The organism is Moraxella tetraodonis, from assembly GCF_022359095.1.
Classification (GTDB): Bacteria; Pseudomonadota; Gammaproteobacteria; order Pseudomonadales; family Moraxellaceae; genus Faucicola; species Faucicola tetraodonis.
On sequence record NZ_JACSYB010000001.1, the window covers coordinates 1,870,743 to 1,887,610 of the forward strand.

At 45.1% G+C, this 16,868-nt stretch carries 16 protein-coding genes; 10 read left to right on the forward strand and 6 right to left on the reverse strand.

Annotated elements, in window-relative coordinates; all coding sequences use genetic code 11:
- Positions 1-258 precede the first annotated feature (258 nt).
- The 4 genes from H9W84_RS08180 to thiS all read left to right on the forward strand — a co-directional run bounded on the left by H9W84_RS08180 (position 259) and on the right by thiS (position 2,499).
- Positions 259-621 carry a sulfurtransferase TusA family protein gene (locus tag H9W84_RS08180; RefSeq protein ID WP_099834301.1) on the forward strand — a complete coding sequence of 121 codons (363 nt, stop codon included), beginning with the start codon at positions 259-261 and terminating at the stop codon, positions 619-621.
- Between the two features lie 74 nt (positions 622-695).
- On the forward strand, positions 696-1,877 hold the full coding sequence (rpoH, locus tag H9W84_RS08185; protein ID WP_239742943.1) for an RNA polymerase sigma factor RpoH: 1,182 nt from the start codon (positions 696-698) through the stop codon (positions 1,875-1,877).
- Between the two features lie 5 nt (positions 1,878-1,882).
- The gene (locus tag H9W84_RS08190) at positions 1,883-2,251 is read left to right on the forward strand and encodes a DUF423 domain-containing protein (protein ID WP_239742945.1); all 369 of its coding nucleotides are present in this window, start codon (positions 1,883-1,885) and stop codon (positions 2,249-2,251) included.
- Positions 2,252-2,298: 47 nt separating this feature from the next.
- The gene (gene thiS, locus H9W84_RS08195) at positions 2,299-2,499 is read left to right on the forward strand and encodes a sulfur carrier protein ThiS (RefSeq protein WP_060995472.1); all 201 of its coding nucleotides are present in this window, start codon (positions 2,299-2,301) and stop codon (positions 2,497-2,499) included.
- A 56-nt stretch (positions 2,500-2,555) separates the two neighbouring features.
- Here the strand turns inward: thiS and H9W84_RS08200 are convergent, their stop codons facing one another.
- Complete coding sequence (locus H9W84_RS08200; protein WP_239742947.1) at positions 2,556-3,830, reverse strand: cation:proton antiporter; 1,275 nt, start codon at positions 3,828-3,830, stop codon at positions 2,556-2,558.
- Between the two features lie 212 nt (positions 3,831-4,042).
- Positions 4,043-5,836 (reverse strand): RNA polymerase factor sigma-54, encoded by a 1,794-nt coding sequence (locus H9W84_RS08205; protein WP_239742949.1) that lies wholly within the window; start codon positions 5,834-5,836, stop codon positions 4,043-4,045.
- Positions 5,837-6,049: 213 nt separating this feature from the next.
- On the opposite strand from H9W84_RS08205, the gene H9W84_RS08210 reads away from it, so the two are divergent.
- Together H9W84_RS08210 and H9W84_RS08215 are read left to right on the forward strand one after the other, a co-directional pair.
- Entirely contained in the window at positions 6,050-7,087 is a 1,038-nt protein-coding gene (locus H9W84_RS08210; RefSeq protein ID WP_096489229.1) for a nitrilase-related carbon-nitrogen hydrolase, read from the forward strand.
- A 17-nt stretch (positions 7,088-7,104) separates the two neighbouring features.
- Entirely contained in the window at positions 7,105-7,563 is a 459-nt protein-coding gene (locus tag H9W84_RS08215; protein WP_138018622.1) for a cyclic nucleotide-binding domain-containing protein, read from the forward strand.
- Between the two features lie 86 nt (positions 7,564-7,649).
- Here the strand turns inward: H9W84_RS08215 and H9W84_RS08220 are convergent, their stop codons facing one another.
- From H9W84_RS08220 to lptM, 4 genes are all read right to left on the reverse strand, one after another.
- Positions 7,650-8,684 (reverse strand): tyrosine recombinase XerC, encoded by a 1,035-nt coding sequence (locus tag H9W84_RS08220; protein ID WP_083710692.1) that lies wholly within the window; start codon positions 8,682-8,684, stop codon positions 7,650-7,652.
- 24 nt (positions 8,685-8,708) lie between these two features.
- On the reverse strand, positions 8,709-9,641 hold the full coding sequence (dapF, locus tag H9W84_RS08225; protein ID WP_076773989.1) for a diaminopimelate epimerase: 933 nt from the start codon (positions 9,639-9,641) through the stop codon (positions 8,709-8,711).
- Between the two features lie 205 nt (positions 9,642-9,846).
- Positions 9,847-11,154: a diaminopimelate decarboxylase gene (lysA, locus tag H9W84_RS08230; protein WP_420846654.1), complete on the reverse strand. Its 1,308-nt coding sequence runs from the start codon at positions 11,152-11,154 to the stop codon at positions 9,847-9,849.
- Positions 11,144-11,446 carry an LPS translocon maturation chaperone LptM gene (gene lptM, locus H9W84_RS08235; RefSeq protein WP_239742951.1) on the reverse strand — a complete coding sequence of 101 codons (303 nt, stop codon included), beginning with the start codon at positions 11,444-11,446 and terminating at the stop codon, positions 11,144-11,146. Before lptM ends, lysA begins: the two co-directional genes overlap by 11 nt.
- Before the next feature lie 337 nt (positions 11,447-11,783).
- On the opposite strand from lptM, the gene H9W84_RS08240 reads away from it, so the two are divergent.
- The 4 genes from H9W84_RS08240 to rsfS all read left to right on the forward strand — a co-directional run bounded on the left by H9W84_RS08240 (position 11,784) and on the right by rsfS (position 16,753).
- A complete protein-coding gene (locus H9W84_RS08240; protein ID WP_099834310.1) occupies positions 11,784-12,959 on the forward strand; it encodes an acetate/propionate family kinase in 1,176 nt (391 codons plus the stop codon).
- Between the two features lie 64 nt (positions 12,960-13,023).
- Positions 13,024-15,168: a phosphate acetyltransferase gene (gene pta, locus H9W84_RS08245; protein ID WP_239742954.1), complete on the forward strand. Its 2,145-nt coding sequence runs from the start codon at positions 13,024-13,026 to the stop codon at positions 15,166-15,168.
- A gap of 286 nt (positions 15,169-15,454) precedes the next feature.
- The gene (nadD, locus tag H9W84_RS08250; RefSeq protein WP_239742956.1) at positions 15,455-16,207 is read left to right on the forward strand and encodes a nicotinate (nicotinamide) nucleotide adenylyltransferase; all 753 of its coding nucleotides are present in this window, start codon (positions 15,455-15,457) and stop codon (positions 16,205-16,207) included.
- Between the two features lie 144 nt (positions 16,208-16,351).
- Entirely contained in the window at positions 16,352-16,753 is a 402-nt protein-coding gene (gene rsfS, locus H9W84_RS08255) for a ribosome silencing factor (protein WP_239742958.1), read from the forward strand.
- Positions 16,754-16,868: the final 115 nt, after the last annotated feature.

The window sequence follows — 16,868 nt, forward strand, 5'->3', positions numbered from 1 at the left end:
ATGATGTTTAAAAAAATGGTGTTTAAAAAAAGGTAAATGCTAAATAATACTGCTCAATATACAAATTTCAGCAGCTTTAAAAAGCCAAATTTTGTAATGATATCTTGCTACAATCTACCGACTACTGAATGCAGGATAAAGGTTAAATTTTCAAAAATATAATACTAACTTTGATTTATCTCAATCGTCTACACTTGTAATTTAGCCTATAATAACCATCTAACACACTTTGAATTTTCCAGTAGCGATTTTATTACCATGACGGATTCTTCTCAGATTACGCTAAATCCTGCCTTACTATCGGATGGCGCCTTTTGCCAAGATTGGGGATTGTTTCGCTCAGGCGAACATAACGATATCCACATCAATGCTCAAATTGAGCACTATGTAGATGGTAAAGGACTCGCCTGCCCGATGCCGCTACTTAAACTTAAAATGGCACTAAAAAAAACCGCGTTGGGTCATGCGGTGTATGTGACTGCAACCGACCCCAATAGCAAGCGTGACATCGCAGCTTTTTGTCAGCATGCCGGATATACTCTGGTGCAACAGACATCAATCACACCGTCTGAAAATACAACAGACACAATCTTTCACTCGATCATAACCAAAAATTGCTAAACGCCTCTTACAAAAAAGCTGGCTTTAAGGCATACTAAATAACAGAAATTAAAGGACAATTGACAGGCTATTTCATGGCTACAAAGACCAGAACAACGACAATAAAAAAGACTGCCAACGCAAAAAAATCGACCAAGCTTGACGCTAAGCTGGGTGACGATCCAAACACTGAATTTGATGACATCGACGATGACGAACTCGATGAATTTGATGAGCCAGACTTTGATAGCTTAGGTGACGACGATATCGACCTTACACAGCTCCCTGATAGTTATGATGACTATGATGAATTAGTGGATGAGGCTGATGACGACTATGACGATGAGTTTGCTGAAAAACCACGAAAGACTGCATCGCGATCCCGTCAAAAGAAAGCCATGGCTAATGCCCTTGTTCCTACCATGCCGACTGCGTTATCTGCCCCTGGAGTGAATTTAGGCGCGTATATCAACGCGGTTCATCAAATTCCTATTTTGACAGCAGAGCAAGAACAGGAGCTAGCGCATCGTTATACCGATGAAGGGGATGTAGAAGCAGCGCGGTTGCTGGTTATGTCGCATCTGCGATTTGTGATTCACATTGCGCGCAGCTACTCTGGCTATGGCTTGCCACAAGGCGATTTGATTCAAGAAGGCAATGTCGGCTTAATGAAAGCGGTGAAACGTTTTGACCCAAACAAAGGTGTGCGTTTGGTGTCTTTTGCTGTGCATTGGATCAAAGCTGAAATCCATGAATTTGTGATTCGTAACTGGCGTATCGTCAAAGTCGCAACCACCAAAGCGCACCGCAAGCTATTTTTTAACTTGCGCTCACTGAAAAAAACCAACAACCAGTTAACGCTCGAAGAAGCCGAAGCGATTGCCAAAGACTTAAATGTTACCGTCAAACAAGTGCTAGAGATGGAAAGCCGTCTGACTTCGTATGATGCATCGTTTGAAGCACAAAGTGATGATGAAGACGAAGGTCGCTATGCACCGCAGTATTTTTTAGAAGATGCGGCTGACCCTGCCGATATGGTAGAAGATGCTGATTGGGAAGAAAATAACAATTCGGCCCTGATGGAAGCGATGGAGGACTTAGACGATCGTTCGCGGGATATCGTACAGCAGCGCTGGCTCAATGAGCAAAAAGCGACCTTGCACGAGTTGGCGGCGGAGTATAATATCTCAGCGGAACGGGTACGCCAAATTGAAAAAAATGCCATGGATAAAATCAAAGAAGCCATGTTAGCCAATACCCATTTGCAGTTGGATTAACCTTCATGAATTGGATAAGTATTGGCGCGATAAATATGGCAGTGGCGGTCGCCTGTGGGGCGTTTGCCGCACATGGGCTTAAACCGCGTTTGTCAGCCGAGCAAATGGCTTGGTGGCAGACAGGTACGCAATACTTTTTTTATCACGCGCTTGGATTGTTGATTGTGGGTATGTTACTGCGTCTAAGCCTCATATCCCCTACTATCGCGTGGGTGATGCAACTGGGTATTGTGCTTTTTACAGGTTCGCTGTACTTGATGGCTTTGGGTATGCCACGTTGGCTCGGTGCCATTACCCCGATTGGCGGCACGCTGTTTATTATTGCATGGATTTGGCTTGCGATCAGTGTTGCTAAGCACACTTCATCAGTTTAACCCTATTTAACCATGACAGAAAGTGTAACAAAACAGGAAATGTAATAATGCCACAAGTGACTTTAAATGGTGACGTCAAACAAACGTTACATCAAAATCTCTTACAACTATTGGATGAAATGGGGCAAACCCAAGGTCGTTTTGCTGTTGAAATCAACGGTGAATTGATTCCAAAAAGCCAATTGGCTAATGTCACCTTGCAAGATGGTATGAACATTGAAGTGGTGCAAGCGGTGGGTGGTGGCTAATCATATTAGCGTAAAAAAAGCGGGTAACTTACCCGCTTTTTTATTTTTGCATTACGCTAATTTTTGGTCATGGCTAATAAGCGATTGGCGGTTAGCCCATGTAAAAACACCGACATTGCAATCGTTACCACACAAATCACCCAAATTTTTAGCGCTTCATCACTGGTAAATACGCCTTTATTCATCGCATAGGCGATATAATACAAGGTGCCAATCCCGCGAATGCCCAATCCTGCCGTTACCCAGCGTTCATTGCGACTCATCCCCAGTTTACCTAGACTAAAATAACCCACGATGGGACGTATCAAAAATATAAACGCCAAACATACCACATACACTTGCCAGCTAAGGGTAACATCACTCGCCAACGCTTGACCCACCAATAGTCCCAAAAATACCATTACAAGCGACATCAGCAAACCTTCAATTTGCTCAGCAAAATCATGCAAGCCTTCATGATATTCATGTTCACATTCTGAACGCCGAAAAGTTAAGGCCGCCACAAATACTGCAATAAAACCATAACCATGCACAAACTCTGCGATGCTATAAGCTAGTAACATCAAGGCTAATACCATATAACTTTGCTCGACTTTATCGGGATGTGTCTTGGTAAATAGCCAATTTGCCAAAAACTTACCGACACAGTAACCCGCCGCCACCCCTGCAATGATTCGCCATAACACGTCATAGCCCAACCAATGCAGCCAATCTTCTGCACCAAAACCCTGATTGAGTGACACTGCCGTAGCAATCGCTACGGCTAAATAAATGAATGGAAATGCCAGTCCATCATTGAGACCTGCCTCTGACGTGAGGGTAAATCGGGTCACATCTTCCTGTCGTTTGGAGTTGGGTGGACCGACTTGGATGCTTGCCGCTAGTACAGGGTCGGTTGGCGCCAGCACCGCACCGAGCAAAATAGCCGCTGCCATACTGAGTCCAAAAATATAATGCCCCATCAATGCCATCGCGGCGATACCCACTGGCATCACAATCACCAACAACCTTAAGGTCGGTTGCCAAGTTTTCCAATTGAGCGGACTATCGAGCTTGATACCACAACCGACCAACGAAATCAGCACCACCACTTCTGTAACTTTCTCGATAGCAACCCCATAATTAAGCGGATTAATTGTAGGCAGCCCCATAAAAAAATACCCTAGCAGTGCGCCAAAGGTAATTTGTATCATAGGCAGGGATATCGAAAGCTTGCGCGGTAGCACAGGAAAGAATGCCCCGATTAAAAATGCCAACCCCAAAAAAAGTAAAATCAAATTATAGTTTTCAAGCATACCTGTGTACCAAGAGTAAGTTGCTAAAAGAGCCACGTTATTGCGTAAAAGGTTTATCCCTTATGAATCTATTATGCAAAAAGGTGGGTATGCTATCAACCATTGGTGTTTAGCAAAATACCAAGAGATTTGTTAACAGTTCGAGAGTTGAGTTAAATTTGAAAGTTGAGTTATATTTGACATCTTAGTTAAATTTAAAAATTCAGCTAGAAAAGATTTTGACTGACCTTCTAATCACAACATTGCTATCAAAACCGCACTTTACGCTGCGTAGAAGAACCGATGTTCATACCTTCTCGGTATTTGGTCACGGTACGACGGGCAATATCAATACCTTTATCTTGCAGGTTCTTCATAATACTACTATCAGATAGCGGCTTTTTGGGGTCTTCTGCTTCAATCATTTGCTTGATCATCGCGCTGATAGCGGTTGAAGAAACGCCTTCACCCTCATCACTACTGACTTGACTTGAAAAGAAATATTTTAGGCTAAATAGCCCTTTGGGGGTAACGATGGTTTTGCTGGTAGTGATACGAGAAACGGTTGACTCATGCAAGCCCACTTCATCTGCCACATCTTTGAGTACCATCGGCTGCATTGCCATGACGCCTTGCTCAAAAAAAGCCTGCTGACGTTTGACGATACAGGTTGCAACTTTTAGTAGATTTTGATTACGCTCTTCGATACTACGGATAAACAGCCGCGCATCATACAGCTGCTCTTTTAGATAAACGCCTTGCTCGCTGTTGTCATTGCGACTGACAAGTTTGGCATACACTTGGTTAATACGCAGTTTTGGCAAAGTCTCTGGGTTTAGGCTGACTTCCCAATGCTGTCCACGCTGCACCACAATGACATCAGGAATGTCGTAGCTTTCAATGCCTTTATCTAGCTGGCGCTGTGATTTCTCATAAGACAGTGCAGGATTGGGGTTTAATGTGCGCAATAAGGCAAGCGCAGGCTGAATCTCAGAGACGTCGAGATTGGATGATTTAAGCAGTGCATTGATGTTATTGTTGGCAAAAAACTCTGAATGCATCAAAATTTGCTTGGCTGCTTGCCAAGCGGGGGTATCACTCGGTAATTTATTGAGCTGAATCAGCAAGCATTCTGCCAAATTTCTCGCGCCAACGCCCAGTGGCTCGCAGTTTTGTATTTGCTTAACCACAAGCTCAATGTCTTCTAGCGCCAAGTCCACGTTTTCAACTTGATAAAATGACAACATGGTATCAAAACTTTGAAATAGCTCATCATTTGATAACGTGATAAAACCGCGCTCGTCCATGCTATCAATCAGATACTCCGCTATCAGCATATCGATGGTGGAGAGCCGTCTTAAATTCAGTTGCCAACGGACATAATCTTGAATATTTCCTTGCGTAGCAAGCTTATAATCATCCTGACTGTCTTCGCTATCAATGCCCGTGGCTGCCGAAGATTCATAGCTATAAATATCATCCCACTGTGCATCCACCGGCATGTCGACTTGCTGGCTGCTAAGATGCTCGCTACTATCAATGCCATCTAAGCCATATTCCTCATCATAGCGATAATCGCTGTCTGCATCACTGTCCCTATGCTTGTCATCATAACTGTCGCTGTAACTATCACTTGGGCTATGACTGGCATACTCATGCACTGCCGAGGGTTCACTGTGCTCGGGATAATCTTGGCTAGCAGAAGCAGCATAAAAATCATCCGATGCTAGATAATCTTCCAACACCTCAGTTTCATGACGGGTATAATCATCAAAATCAGCTTCAGACAACTCGACACCTTCTACTTTATAGTCATCTTCGTCATAGTCATAGTCGTCATTTGTATCGTGTTCTGGATAGTTTTCGCCATCAGGTAGGTTATCAGCGTCTTCATAAGACGTCTCCCACTCTTCTTCACGCTCAAGCATGGGGTTGCTATCGAGTTTAAGCTGCACTTCTTGTTCAAGTTCAAGACTCGATAATTGCAGCAAGCGAATTGCCTGCTGCATTTGCGGGGTGAGTGTCATCCCCGTCGTTAGCTTTGCCCCAATACCAATTTTCATAACGCGTTTTTTCAAGCCTTATTCTAGTGAGGTTAGTTTAGATGGTGTGTCTATGGTGTGTTCATGCTCTGCTAGGTTGCTAGTTTAGTATTGTTTCAACAAGATATGCTAGTATTTTTTGACATTCAGCCGTATATTAATTATCTGCACTTAGCTTTACTTAGCTGCAGCACCCAAAAATTTTCCTAAATTTTTTGCTTACGAAATCAAACCATGACGAAACTGACAAAATTTGCGATTGTTGAACTCAATAGCCAGACCGACATCTTAGCAAATCTTCAATCTATTGAAGTAGGCATTAAAATTGCCAGTGAACGCGGCACCCGCATGGTGATTTTGCCAGAAAACGCTTTTTGTTTTGGCAAACAGGGCTTTGCCAGTCAATATTTTGATGCCTTAAAAGATTGGTCGGCACAGGCTGCCCGCCACTACAGTGTGTATCTGCTGGCAGGTACCTTGCCCTGCCCGTATCGACCTGACGGTACGCCTGTGGCTGACGGCAAACTTCGGCAAAGCTCACTATTATTTGACCCGGCAGGCGATTGCTTAGCGCGCTATGACAAAATTCATTTGTTCAAAGCCACCGTCAATGATAGCACAGGCAACTATGATGAAGGTAGAACCTTCGAAGCCGGTAATGAGCTTATTGTGGCAGATACCGAGTTTGGCAAGGTCGGCATGATGGTATGTTTTGATATTCGTTTCCCCACCCTTGCGGTCAAACTACGCGAACTAGGCGCAGATATATTGACCGCGCCTTCGGCGTTTACCTACCAAACAGGTAAAGCACATTGGCATGCGCTACTCACCGCAAGGGCGCTCGATAGTCAGTGCATGGTCATTGGCGCAGGTCAGACGGGTGACCATGTGGTCAATCCCTCAGCGCCTAGCAACGTTCGCAGCACTTGGGGGCATAGCGAATTTATCAGCAGCGATGGTGAGCGCGTTTTCACCCAAATAATCGACGCAGCAAACGACATAGTAAACGACGCAGTAACCCGAGATTTTGATATCACCAACAATTTAGCTAATTTACCTTTATCTGCCAAAGCAGCAAGCTGGCTGCCTAAGTCAGATAGTCGCCCCGAGCTTGACAAAAATGCTGTCCAAAATACTAATAAAACAACCCTATTACAGCAAGCGCCGAGCGTGATTTTTGCCGACTTTGATGCGGATGCGCAGCAAATAACTCGGCAGAATATTGCGTTGCTCGAATGTCAAAAATTGACTATCATGGCAAATAATATCTAACGACCCTGAAGCGAAAAATGGATAATCCACTTTTTGAATATTTAAAGAATAGCCCAATTTTTAGCCGTCTTGATCCTTATATGTTTCAAGTGGTCGAAAACTCACTACATTTTAAACAGTTGAGTCCGCAAGAAGTGTTATTTACGGAAGGCGAGCATGGCGATTTTATGGCGTTTTTGCTGATTGGGGAGCTATCAGTCATTAAATACAGCCCTTCAGGGACAGAAATTAAAGTCGGTGAAATTCGGGCGGGCGAAAGTACGGGTGAAATGGCACTGTTAGATTTATTAACTCGCTCCGCTACCATTAAAGCCGCCAGCCTATGTGCGCTTGTCACCTTATCCCGAGCTGATTTTGAACGACTTTTGTCAGATTATCCTCGTATCGGTGTTGAGATGCTGCGTGGCTTAGCGATTATCTTGAGCCTTAATCTTCGCCGTACTTCTGAGCATTTGACCCGCGCGGTAAATGCTTAAGATGGCTAAGGCTGATGTGGCTAGGCTTAAGCTTAATATTTTTTTTCGTGCCTAATATTAGTGCTTAACCTGCCTATTATTGTGCGCTATCGTCGTGAGCGGGGATGCGCTTTGTCATACACTTGCGATAAATGCCCAAAATCCAAATGGGTATAAATCTGTGTGGTACTGATATCACTGTGTCCTAGCAGTTCTTGAACGCCACGCAAATCACCACTATCACTTAAAATATGTGACGCAAAACAGTGTCTAAGTAGATGTGGGTATAAATCTTGTGCGATACCGGCACGTTTGGCCTGTAGCTTGATACGCAGCTGCACGGTGCGTGTTGAGATACGCGTCCCATAACGCTCACTGACAAATACCGCAGGGTCTTGCTCTTCCACCCATAGCGAGCGATGCGGCAAATAGTTGATGAGTGCCTGCCAGGCTTTTTCGCCAATCGGTACGATGCGCGTTTTTCCACCTTTACCCAGTACTCGCAACAGCCGCTGTGATTTGTCGATATCAGACATATTAAGTCCTACTAGCTCGCCGACCCGTAAACCACTGCCATATAGTAATTCTAGCATGGCTTTATCGCGAATCCATAACCGCGCTTCATGGCTATCTTCTGGCGCAGCTTGGTCTAATAACTGGGATAATACATCGATATCAAGTAATGTGGGCAAGGGTCTCGGGGCGCGTTTGAGACGTATGGTTATGGTGGGATTTAGTGTCATCAGCTGCTGAGCAATCAACCATTTGTAAAGTTGACGCAACACGGTCAGTTCATATTGACTACTGGATTTGGATATTTTATCGACATCCAATCGTTGGATTAGGAAGTCTGATAATTGCTGACGGGTGATGTGACAAAGCTCGGTATGTTGCTCATAGCAATACGCCAAAAAAGGCTGTAGCGCTTGGCGATAACTTTTGATAGTCGCCACGCTATAACGCTTACTACTTAGCTCAGCAAGCCAGCGATCTACCAAAGCTTGATCATCGGTATTGAGCACAGTTTCTGCCGCATGCGGTATTAAGTGGGTGGGCAAATCATCGTTTGCTGATTTGCCTACACGGCTGCGCTTTTTCCCTTGACTATTTTTCCCTTGACTTAGGCTACGGCTAGTTGGCATAGTGTCAGTTAGCGAGGTTGGGTGCTATTCATGGTAAGGATGCCCCTCATCTGAGCGATATTCCTCACTTGATTGTGCTGGCGCAAATTTCAGCCCCGCACCTGCCATTAAACCCTCAGGACTAAATACCCCTTCATACACAAAGGTCGCAGGACCCGTCATATACACAGGATAGCCTTCTTGCCAACGAATCACCAAACTGCCACCATACAACTGGGCGCGAATATCCACGCCTTCATCTAGCCAGCCTTCACGCACCCCTATCGCAACGGCAGCACACGCGCCCGTGCCGCAAGCTTGCGTTTCGCCCACGCCGCGCTCATAGACGCGTAGCCTGATATGGCGATTATTCATCACCTGCATAAACCCGACATTGACGCGCTCCGGAAATGCAGGGTGGCTCTCAATCGCTTTACCAAGTTTTTCCACCTCGGCGGTCAACACATCATCTACTTTGATGATGGCATGGGGATTGCCCATATTCGCCACATAGAGTGTCACAGGCGTACCATCCACATTGAGCCGATATGAGTTTTGAACTTTGGTAATGGTTTTGGGGGTAAAAGGAATCTCATCAGGCTCAAATTTTGGTTTACCCATATGCACTTTTACCCAGCCATAATCGTCGGTGCTAAGGGTGATAATACCGCTGGCGGTTTCTACCCGAATACGCTGTTTAAATGACAACTTACGCGCTTGTACAAAGCGGGCAAAACATCTAGCGCCATTGCCGCATTGCTGCACTTCACTGCCATCTTTGTTAAAAATACGATAGCGAAAATCGACATCAGGGCGGCTTGGCGGCTCAACAATCAGCAACTGGTCAAAGCCAATGCCTAAGTGTCTATCCCCTAACAACGCTACCAACTCTTTGGTCAAGTGAAGCCGCTGTGTGACTAGGTCAATGACCATAAAGTCATTCCCCAGTCCATGCATTTTGGTAAATTCAATTAACATTGTTATTCCTTAAAATTATTTTGATTTATGCACGCTATCTTATCATGATAGCTAATTTTTTATAAGGTAATTGGGGAACAAAAAAACCTTAGCAAGTCAAGCAAATTTGGGCTCGGTTGCTAAGGTTTTGGTTTCAGTTGCTAAGGTTTTGGGCTCAGAGGAATCAATAAGGCTTAGCGTTGCCAGCAAACCTTACAGGATAGATTTAATCTACCAATTTTTCGTTTTGCCAAAGGCTCTCAACCGTTTCACGCTCGCGAATGACATGGGCGTGACCCTCTTTGACTAAAATTTCACAAGCACGTGGGCGGCTATTATAATTGCTCGACATGACAAACCCATACGCCCCTGCGCCTGTGATGGCTAGGATATCATTATCAGCCAATGCCAACACACGGTTTTTTGCCAAAAAATCGCCCGTCTCACAAATCGCCCCGACCATATCCCATACTTTGGGTTCAACCGGTGAGTTCAACTGTGTGGGGATGACTGCCATCTCTGACTGATAAAGTGCCGGACGAATCAAATCATTCATCGCCGCATCGACAATGGCAAAATTTTTGTGTTCGGTAGGTTTTAAAATATCCACGCGGGTCAACAATACGCCTGCATTGGCAACGATACTACGACCTGGCTCTAGGTACAGGGTTAAGCCTAGAGTTTTCAGTTTTGGTAACAGTAACTGCGCAAATTGTTGAATACTTGCAACGTCTTCGTCAATATACTGCACACCCAAGCCACCCCCCAAATCAATATGCTCAAGCGCAATACCTTGCTTGGCAAGTGCGTGAATCATCTCAATGACTTTATCCAATGCATCCATAAAAGGCTGAACTTGGGTCAACTGCGAGCCAATATGGCAATCAATACCAACGATTTTTAGGTGCGGTAAGTCATGGGCAATTTGGTAGATACGGGGCGCATCTTCATGGGTAATGCCGAATTTATTTTCTTTGAGCCCTGTGGAGATATACGGATGGGTTTGCGCGTCGACATTGGGATTGACGCGTAGCGAAATAGGCGCTTGTTTTTGTAATTTGCCTGCCACGGCATTGATACGGTACAGCTCAGCTTCTGATTCGACATTAAAGCAAGCAATCCCTACTTCAAGGGCACTGCGGATATCTTCGGCGGTTTTGCCAAGTCCTGAAAATACGATTTTTTTGGGGTCACCGCCCGCAGCCAACACCCGCGCAAGCTCGCCCCCTGTGACAATATCAAACCCTGACCCTGCTTTAGCAAGTTCGTTTAATACCGCAAGGTTACTATTGGCTTTTACCGCATAACAAATCTGATGGTCAATCTCAGCAAAACTATCATCATAAGCTTTATAGGCTGCCAAAATCGCCTGCTGACTATACACATAGGTCGGTGTACCGAAGGTCTTTGCGATATCCGCAAGACTGACGCCATCCATCATCAAGGCAGTGCCATCATAACTCAGACAGTTGCTTGACTTGACGTGTTCGGTCGGATTGATTGCTAAGCTTTTGGCTACATCATCAGTAATCATTTTTACCTCCAACCGATGGCACAGATGGCGTAGTCGCTGAGTGAGGCGCTGATTGTGGCGCTTGGGCTGCGTTATTGTCGATCATGACGTTGGGGTCTTGGATGTTGACATCAACTTTGGTATCAGAGGCATTGGCAGTGGTGCTAGTTGGTTTGGCGGCAGCATCGACTACTTGTTGGCTATTGTTGCTGGGTAGGTACAATGCCCCTTTTTGCCCACATCCTGTCAGCATATGGGTTGCCAACATCACCGTCAGCACGGCGATTGTTGGGGATAGTTTTGAAATTTGCATGAATGCCCTTAAGTTTAAGAATAAAATAAGTGTAAAAATAGAATTTGCGATGGGGTTATTGTAGCTGTTTTTGCGTTTTATAAGCAATTATCTCACCTTATTAAAGATGAGCATTAAATCGATGATTTTTGTTAATTTTTCATTTTGTTGACACCCTCATTGTTGTGGTATGCTTTTTCGCTATCATGATGACAACAAAAATTTGGCAAAAAATTACCACAATATAATTTTTTTAATCTACAATAAATTACTGAAGGCAAGGATAGCTTAAAATTTAATCCAGTTAGGAAGGGGCTTGTTGCAAGGAATGCACAAGATCTTGTCTAAAGGAACAGCCATGCAAAATCCGATCTTAGTACTTAATTGTGGGTCTTCGTCAATCAAATACGCGTTATTAAGCAATGACAGCAGCGAGCGCGTTGCCGGTCTTGCGGAAAACTTGGGCTTAGATACAGCGCGTATCAAACACACCGACCTCAATGGGGAAAAAGTCGAAATCTCTTTGGCAGGCGCCAATCACCAATGGGCACTGCAAAAAATATTAGGTTTATTAGCAGCTTACAAACCCGTTGCCGTGGGTCACCGTGTGGTGCATGGCGGACGTGAATTTTCTCATGCTGAAAAAGTCAACGACCATGTCTTGGCGGAAGTCAAACGGCTAAAAGTATTGGCGCCCCTGCACAACCCCGCCCATGCCTTAGGTATTGAAGCGGTGGAAAAAATCTACCCAGATTTACCGCAAGTGGTCGTGTTTGATACCGCCTTTCACCAAACCATGCCCGCCAAAGCCTACCGCTACGCCATTCCAAAAGATTTGTACAATGAGCATTACATCCGTCGCTATGGTTTTCATGGTAGCTCGCACGCCTATGTCAGCCACCGCGCTGACAGCCTAGCCCCTCATGACCAAGCCAATGGTTGGATTACGGTGCATTTGGGTAATGGTTGCTCGTTAACCGCCGTGTATGATGGCAAAAGCTTGGACACTAGCATGGGTCTGACCCCGCTGGAAGGTGTGGTCATGGGTACGCGCAGTGGTGATGTTGACCCAAGTTTGCATATTCATTTACACCGTATTTTGGGCTATAGCCTTGACCAAATTGATACGATTTTAAATAAACAAAGTGGATTGTTGGGCATTTCAGGTATCTCAAGTGATATGCGCACGGTGGAGCAAGCCGCCAACGAAGGCAATGAAGATGCCAAACTTGCCATCGAAATTTTCTGTTATAAGGCAGCCCGTTATATCGCTTCACTCAGCTGTGCATTACCGACCTTCACTGGCTTGGTATTTACCGGCGGTATCGGTGAAAACAGCGCCTCAATTCGCCAAAAAATCTTACAAAACTTGCCGCATTTTGGCATCAAAGCGAACCTTGACAAAAATGCCGAGCTCTCTCGCGGTGCCGAAGGTAGTTTCCACCAAGCCGACAGCCAACTGCAATTGTGGGTGATTCCGACCGATGAAGAATACCAAATCGCCAAAGAAACCAAAGAAGTCTTAGGTTTATAAACCCTCTCACCCTGATGACCCATCAGGGTTTTTAGTTTGAATAAAATAACAAATAGGAACTATCATGCAAACGATTTTATTTGTGCCTACCAGTAGCGGCATTGGCTTGACCTCAGCTTGTTTGGGTTTTATCCGTGCACTGGATTATATCGGGCTAAAAGCAGGATTTTTAAAACCTTTTAGCCAAAATACCACCGCCAATCATGAGAGTGATGACAGCTCAAGTGTGCTTGCAAAACATGCCTTTAACTTAAACCCGCCAACATCCATTGACCGTAGCCGCTTAGAGCGCGTGATTGGGGATGGTCAGTTAGATGACTTGATGGAAGAAGTGGTTGCCAAACACCAAGCATTGGCTGAGCAATATGACGTTATCGTCTGTGAAGGTCTGGCTGCCGACAATGATTCAAGTTATGCGGAATTGGTGAATTTAGCTATCGTCAACGCGCTAGATGCCAAAGTCATCTTGGTCAGTAGTGGCGATATTGCAAACCCTGATAGTTTGGTAGACAAGTTAGATATTTTTGCCCGTGATTTTGGCGGTATGGCAAGCGAGCGTACATTAGGCACGATTTTGATGCGCGTCAAAAACGTGGACAACCATTATGATGAAGCACCCGTCGCGCCTGGTAAAGCCAAAGTTGATTTGGCAGCGGAGCAGTTACAGGCGATTAAATCCCACTCGCCTTATTTTGACTCCGATAAATTTCGCTTGATTGGCGTAGTGCCTTTTAGTAACACCTTAAGTGTCCCCCGTACCTGGGATGTGGCTCGTGAGCTTGATGCCAAATGGCTCAATGAAGGCGACGCCAAAAACCGTCGTGTGCTCAATACTTTACTAGTTGCGCGTACCGTTGCCAATATTGAAGATTCTTTCACCCGTGGTAACTTACTGGTGACGGCAGGCGACCGTGATGACTTAATTTTGGCAACTGCGCTTAGCACCATGAATGGTGTACCGCTAGCAGGTCTTATTCTGACAGGCGGTATCGTGCCGAACCAAAAGATTATCAATCTGTGTCGCCCCGCGCTAAAAACGGGGATTCCTGTGATGCTGGTTGACACTGACAGCTTTGATACCGTCACCAAACTTAACCATATCAGCCATGAAATCCCCGCAGATGATACCACTCGCGCCAGTGAAGTCACCGATTTTGTCGCCGCGCATTTGGATTTGGACTGGATCAAAACCACTTTTAGTCAAGGCAACAACAACCGCAAACTCTCGCCTTCGGCTTTTCGTCATACCTTGGTCAAAAAAGCCCAAGCTGCCAAAAAAACCATCGTACTGCCTGAAGGCAATGAGCCCCGTACCGTTGAAGCGGCGGTCATCTGTCAAAATCGTGGTATTGCCCATTGTATCTTACTTGCCAAACGCAGTGAGGTCGAAGAGGTTGCCAAGAACTTGGGGCTCACCCTACCTGAAGGCCTGCAGATTCTTGACCCAGAGACCTTGATTGATAAGTATGTCAAACCCATGGTTGAGCGCCGTAAAGGCAAACTCGATGAACTGCAAGCCCATGAACAGCTCAAAGACACCGTCGTGCTGGGTACGATGATGCTGCACTTGGGTGAAGTCGATGGTCTGGTATCTGGCGCCGTACATACCACTGCCAATACCGTCCGCCCTGCGTTTCAGTTAATTAAAACAGCGCCGCAGTATTCACTGGTTTCGTCAATTTTCTTTATGCTACTGCCTGAGCAAGTGGTGGTATATGGTGACTGTGCCATCAACCCAGACCCTAGCGCAGAACAGCTGGCTGAAATCGCCCTACAATCCGCCCAATCTGCCAAAGCGTTTGGTATCGAACCCAAAGTTGCCATGATTAGTTACTCGACGGGTTCATCAGGTGAAGGCGCAGACGTGGATAAAGTGCGTCAAGCCACCGAAATCGCCAAAGCCAAAGCACCTGATTTACTCATTGATGGTCCGTTACAATATGACGCTGCCAGTGTCGCAAGCGTGGCGAAATCAAAAGCGCCAAACTCGCTGGTGGCAGGTCAAGCCAATGTGTTTATCTTCCCAGATTTGAATACTGGCAATACCACCTATAAAGCGGTGCAGCGCTCTGCCAACGTGGTGAGCGTCGGTCCTATGCTGCAAGGCTTAAATAAGCCTGTGAATGACTTGTCGCGTGGCGCCTTGGTTGAAGATATTGTCTATACCATTGCGCTCACAGCCGTTCAAGCCGATAGCGGTGAGTTTTAAGCTTTTATGTTTAAAAAAAGGTGAGTTTGACACTCACCTTTTTGTTGTCTATCGCCACTGCCTGTCACACAGGATAGCGGCTTGAATGCAATGCTAGGTTATTTTAACTAGGCTATTGTTCCATAATCTGTTATGCCCAAAAATTGCTTTATGGTAAAATTCTGCACAAAGTAATTTTTGTGCGCAATTTACCAACCGATGAACCACCAAACCAACCGTAAGATGTGTCAGTGATGATGAAGGATGTTAGTTTTCTTTACCCTAAACTTTTATTGGGCTTGTGGTTATGACAATGCCTCGCTGTATTCGTGTCTGGTTGGGTGGCTCATTTGATCCGATACATTTGGCGCATTTACAGATGATTACGCATGTGTACCATGAGCTCATGCGCGCTTTCCCCAACGTTGATATCATGGCCAAATTACTGCCCACGGCGGGTTCGCCCTTAAAAACCAAGCCAACCTCCAACCAGCAGCGCCTTGAGATGCTTAGGCTTGCGATTGGCGATGTGCCTTTTTTGTCGATTGATGAGACTGAGCTGCAGTGTCAGCCACCTGTGTATAGCTTTCATACCTTGAGTGAGTTTAAACAGCGTTATCCCAATGACCTACTGATTTTTATCCTTGGACAAGACAGTGTTGAACAACTTGATAAATGGTATCGCGGCTTTGAGCTACTTTCGCTGACCAATCTATGGGTGCTCCCCCGTCCTGCCTTGGGCAGCCTCAGCCCCACTTTAAACCACGCTTTAGACAAAAATTTAAACCAAAATGCTTTAACCAATACGGATAAACCCCCTAGTATAAATATTGATAATCGGTTAGTGCCTTTTATCATTCATTCGCCAAAAGACTTGATAAATCAAACCACTAACCATATTTATATTGATAAGTTTGTCGTGCCTGATATTGCCAGTCGTGATATCAGGGCTTGGATCTATAGCACAGAAGCTCGGCAACGACAGCAAGCGCGGCTAAGTTTACCGAGTCAAGTTTATCGGTATATTGTTGAGCATCAGTTATATGCCCCAGACGTTTAGCCTGATATTGATTTACATTTTTTGATAACCTGTTCGTTAGATTTTTGTTAAAATAGCACACTTTTTTTAGGATTGTCATGATCCTATTTTAAGCTACCCTTATAACCCAATCATTATGACCCAATTAATGGAACCCACGCATTTATGACCGATACCCAATTTGCTAGTTTAGTCAATCAACACCCTGCCCACCAACAGTTAACCACTTGTCTTGATATCGTTCAAGATGCTTTGGATGATTTAAAAGCCAAAAACATTACCGTACTCGATGTTGCTGATATGACTGAAGTCATGGAGCGTATCGTGATTGCCGAAGGGACATCTACCCGCCACCTTAAAGCGGTTGCCGACCATGTCGCGATGAAAGCGAAGCAAGCAGGATTTAATCCGATTGGTGTGGAAGGTCAAGGCACCAGTGATTGGACCTTGATTGATTTGGGCGCTGTGGTGGTGCATGTGATGATGCCACAAGCCCGCACGTTTTATGACCTAGAAGGCTTATGGCAAGGTCAAGCGCAGCGCGAGCGTATGGAAAAAACGGCGTAGTGTAGTCTATAGCTTAGTTTAGACTATGTTATGCAAACTATGCGTTATAAACTAGACGCCAAAACCAAATGGGTAAACAAGTTTTACCCATTTTTTTATGGCGTTAATTATCTTT